The sequence below is a fragment of the Pseudomonas brassicae genome, from assembly GCF_010671725.1.
Lineage (GTDB): Bacteria > Pseudomonadota > Gammaproteobacteria > Pseudomonadales > Pseudomonadaceae > Aquipseudomonas > Aquipseudomonas brassicae.
Genome location: NZ_JAAHBU010000467.1, coordinates 1 through 3,058, shown reverse-complemented (window position 1 = coordinate 3,058; position 3,058 = coordinate 1). Strand labels below are relative to the sequence as shown.

Below are 3,058 nucleotides of genomic sequence, written 5' to 3'. Positions count from 1 at the left end.
TTACATCAACGAGTTCATCACGCATGTCCGAGTACGCCATCGCCATCACCCAGGCCGACCACAAGCCCAGCATCGTCAAACTGTTGCGAAGTTTTTCAGAAGAAAGCGTGTCGGTGCTAATGCGTAGGATCGGGACTACAGAGCCTGTGGTCCATGTCGACACACAAGATTTTCCCCTAGAAATGTCCGACGAAGACGGGGTACTTTCACAGCAGAAGAGGCTGCTGAATCTTGTGCAAGTGTTGGAAAAGTCGGGGGCTTGCGTGCGCATTACCCACCTTGTGGGCGACATCGTCGAACCGCTTTCCGTGCAGATGCTGCTCAACCTTTTCGACAGTGAACTGATCTACCTGGCTCAGGAACACGATTGAACGTATTGCCCCCTATTGAGGAGAAGTACATGGATGAGTACTGGGAAGCTGCGGCTGGCCTGAACGAACATGCCGAGAACCTGCAGAAGGAGCGTGATCGACTGATTGCGGCCGGCAAACATGACGAAGCGGCGCTGATCAGTCGCTCGCTTGAGGCGATGCAGGTTGCGCTGGACCAACCGGGACGGATGGCGGCAGGCGAAACCAAGCATTGAGGGCAGGCGCGGCAACGTAACCGAGGCCCGGGTGCCCGGGGGCTGGTTGCTCAACCGCCCCTCGGCGGATTCGCCATGGCGTTGAGCAGACTTGCAGCGTCGCTTGGGAGGGTAAGCGGTGTGTTTTCGCACGCAGGCCTGGCGGTGTTGGTAAACTTGCAGGCCATCACGAGGCAAACGTAGCTGTGCTGGGCAGCCGTGGCTGCAATCAGCGCGTTTGGGCGCCATCACACCGTGTGCGCTCCCCCTGCAAACAGACACTCAACACGTAGAGCAAAATGGTACAGAATTCAGCGGCATCTCCCGTAAATACAGGCGCTACAGTGTCCCGCCGGTTCAGCGTTGCACCGATGATGGATTGGACTGACCGCCACTGCCGCTACTTCCTGCGCCTGCTCTCGCGCAACGCCCTGCTCTACACCGAGATGGTCACCACCGGCGCGCTGCTCAATGGCGATGCCGAGCGCTTCCTGCGCCACGATGAAGCGGAATACCCGCTGGCCCTGCAACTGGGCGGCAGCGTGCCGGCCGATCTGGCCGCCTGCGCTGTGCTGGCACAGAACGCCAGCTACAACGAAGTGAACCTGAATGTCGGCTGCCCCAGCGACCGCGTGCAGAACAACATGATCGGCGCCTGCCTGATGGGCCACCCGGCGCTGGTGGGCGACTGCGTCAAGGCCATGCTCGACGCGGTACAGATCCCCGTCACGGTCAAGCATCGCATCGGCATCAGCGGCCGCGACAGCTATGCCGAGCTCTGCGATTTCATCGGGCAGGTACGCGACGCCGGCTGCCGCAGTTTTACCGTGCACGCACGCATCGCGATCCTGGAAGGCCTTTCGCCCAAGGAAAACCGCGAAATCCCGCCGCTGCGCTACGACATCGCTGCACAGCTGAAAACCGATTTCCCCGACCTGGAACTGATCCTCAACGGCGGCATCAAGACCCTCGCCGAATGCCAACAGCACCTGCAGACCTTCGACGGCGTGATGCTCGGCCGCGAGGCGTATCACAACCCCTATGTACTGGCCGAAGTCGACCAGCAGCTGTTTGGCAGCGACGCGCCAGTGATCAGCCGCAGTGAAGCCCTGGCCAGGCTGCGCCCCTACATCGCCAGGCACCTGGAAAGTGGCGGCGCCATGCACCACATCACCCGCCATATCCTCGGCCTGGGCCAGGGTTTCCCAGGGGCGCGCAAGTTCCGCCAACTGCTGTCGGTCGATATCCACAAAAGCCAGGACCCGCTCGGCCTGCTCGACCAGGCCGGCCTGCTGCTGCAAGGGCGCTAGGAACCTGCGCGCGCTTCGACACTCCAATCGGTATCCCCTAGCCGATGCCTGCCGCACAGCCCTTGAGCGCCCGGCAGCGCTCGGGTAATGTCGTCGAACCGCACAGGACAGAGCACGCTCATGACTTCCAAGCTGGAACAACTCAAGCAGTTCACCACGGTCGTTGCCGACACCGGCGACATCGATGCAATCAGCCGGCTCAAGCCGGTCGATGCCACCACCAACCCGTCCCTGTTGCTCAAGGCCGCGGCCATGCCCGGCTATGCCGAACTGCTCGACGAAGCGGTCAGGCACAGCAAGGGCGACCTGGGCCTGGCCTGTGATGCGTTCGCGGTGTCGGTCGGCAGCGGTATCCTCAAGGTCATCCCCGGGCGCATCTCCACCGAAGTGGATGCACGCCTGTCGTTCGATCAGCCTGCCCTGCTGGCCAAGGCCCGCCAGTTGATCGAGCTGTACGACAAGGCCGGGATTGGCCGCGATCGCGTGCTGATCAAGCTGGCCTCCACCTGGGAAGGCATCCGCGCCGCCGAGGTGCTGGAAAAGGAAGGCATCCAGACCAACCTGACCCTACTGTTCTCCTTCGCCCAGGCCGCCGCCTGTGCCGATGCCGGGGTGTTCCTGATCTCGCCGTTCGTGGGCCGTATCTACGACTGGTACAAGAAGTCCACCGGCAAGGAGTACGTCGGCGCCGAAGACCCGGGCGTGCAGTCGGTCACTCGTATCTACGACTACTACAAGGCCAATGGCTACGACACCGTGGTCATGGGCGCGAGCTTTCGCAACATCGGCCAGATCGAGCAACTGGCAGGCTGCGACCGCCTGACCATCAGTCCCGAACTGCTGCAACAGCTGAGCGATGACCAGGGCCGCCTGGAACGCAAGCTGGTGCCGGGCAAGGCCGGTGAGCCGCGCCTGACACTGGACGAAAGCCAGTTCCGCTGGCTGTCCAACGAGGACGCCATGGCGACCGAAAAACTCGCCGAAGGCATCCGTCAGTTCGCGCGCGATCAAGAGAAGCTGGAAGCGTTGTTGGCCGCAAAAGCCTGATACAAATCCGGATTTGCCAGTGAACGGATGACGGCGGAGGATCCATTGCCTTGCGCTTTGGGTCTTGCTGGCCTCTTCGCCGGCAGGCCGGCTCCTACACGTCTGATCCTCACTGCAGGAGCCGGCCTTGCCGGCG

Annotated in this window: 4 protein-coding genes; all 4 read left to right on the top strand. The window is 62.1% G+C overall.

From position 1 onward, the window contains the following. Positions 1-371, top strand: a 371-nt coding sequence (locus G3436_RS24535) for a hypothetical protein (protein WP_243667305.1), incomplete at its 5' end; no start/stop codon positions are given. 29 nt (positions 372-400) lie between these two features. Then, entirely contained in the window at positions 401-586 is a 186-nt protein-coding gene (locus G3436_RS24530; protein WP_163950501.1) for a hypothetical protein, read from the top strand. A 278-nt stretch (positions 587-864) separates the two neighbouring features. Next, on the top strand, positions 865-1,875 hold the full coding sequence (gene dusA / locus G3436_RS24525; RefSeq protein WP_163950499.1) for a tRNA dihydrouridine(20/20a) synthase DusA: 1,011 nt from the start codon (positions 865-867) through the stop codon (positions 1,873-1,875). A 120-nt stretch (positions 1,876-1,995) separates the two neighbouring features. Further along, on the top strand, positions 1,996-2,922 hold the full coding sequence (gene tal, locus G3436_RS24520; RefSeq protein WP_163950496.1) for a transaldolase: 927 nt from the start codon (positions 1,996-1,998) through the stop codon (positions 2,920-2,922). Positions 2,923-3,058: the final 136 nt, after the last annotated feature.

Excerpts from the sequence above, each read along its gene's own strand:
- G3436_RS24530 (WP_163950501.1), top strand. The coding sequence starts at position 401 with ATGGATGAGTACTGGGAAGCTGCGGCTGGCCTGAACGAACATGCCGAG.
- dusA (WP_163950499.1), top strand. The coding sequence starts at position 865 with ATGGTACAGAATTCAGCGGCATCTCCCGTAAATACAGGCGCTACAGTG.
- tal (WP_163950496.1), top strand. The coding sequence starts at position 1,996 with ATGACTTCCAAGCTGGAACAACTCAAGCAGTTCACCACGGTCGTTGCC.